This window comes from Dietzia sp. DQ11-38-2, from assembly GCF_014145055.1.
Taxonomy (GTDB): domain Bacteria; phylum Actinomycetota; class Actinomycetes; order Mycobacteriales; family Mycobacteriaceae; genus Dietzia.
In genome coordinates, this window is record NZ_JAALDW010000466.1 from 2466 (window position 1) to 3398 (window position 933).

General features: G+C 72.1%; 1 protein-coding gene and 1 pseudogene. Both read right to left on the minus strand.

What is annotated here, in order from left to right:
* A partial coding sequence (locus tag G6026_RS14715; RefSeq protein ID WP_241728107.1) for a sulfurtransferase occupies positions 1 to 713 on the minus strand: 713 nt, incomplete at its 3' end.
* Positions 714 to 723: 10 nt separating this feature from the next.
* Positions 724 to 933, minus strand: a pseudogene (locus G6026_RS14720) (DUF2993 domain-containing protein); the annotation flags it as partial.

Genomic DNA, 933 nt, shown 5'->3' on the forward strand with positions numbered 1-933 from the left:
TCCCCGATCCGGCAGTAGGTCACCACGCGACGGCCGGGCTGGTCGAGGAGATCCGCGTAGATCTCCCTGAGGTCGGCGTCCGTCCGGAAGGTGCCGTCGCGGGTCACCGCGCGGTTCCAGGGAATGCTCACGGCGCCCGGGATGTGGCCGCGCTGACGACCGCCCTCCTGTGGCAACCCGGCCGGCGCCGCGAGGCGGCCGGTGTACTCGTCGACGGAGCGCACGTCCACGAGTGCGTCGGTGCCCAGGCCCGCCAGGACGTCGTCGCGGAACGCGCGGATCGACAGGTCCTGCGGGTCGGCGACGTAGTCGGTCACGGGTCGTCGGGGCAGATCGGTCGTGAGCGGCAACCCGTCGCGCTCCCAGCGCATTCTGCCCCCGTCGAGCAGTCGCACGTCGGCGTGGCCGTACAGCCGCAGGTACCAGTACGCGTAGGCCGCGAACCAGTTGTGATTACCGCCGTAGACCACCACGGTGTGGTCGCGGGTGATGCCGCGTGCGGACAGGAGCTCGGCGAACCGCTCGCGGCCGACGAGATCTCGCGCGTACTCCTCCTGCAGCTCCGTCCGCCAGTTCAGTGCGACGGCACCGGGGATGTGACCGTCCGTGTGGTACGCCGCCACGTCCTCGTCGACCTCGAGGAAGACCACCGAGTCGTCGTCGAGGCGCGATTCGGCCCAGCGTGTGCTGACCAGTACGTCGTCGCGACTCATGTCGGCGAGTCTAGTGGTCCGGTCGGGCCAGGCCCCCGAGTGCCGTTGCGCCCGGGGCGCCGGTGCCCGCGGCGGTGATCGTCCCGCCCCTCACGGTGAGGGTCTCCACCGCGACGCCGAGGGGCAGGACGTCCGGGGGGAGCGTGAGCGCGGTTCGTCGCAGCGCCAGGTCGGGATCCTGGTCTGGGAGGCCGGAGGGCCCCGTCGCGGCGGCGACGGG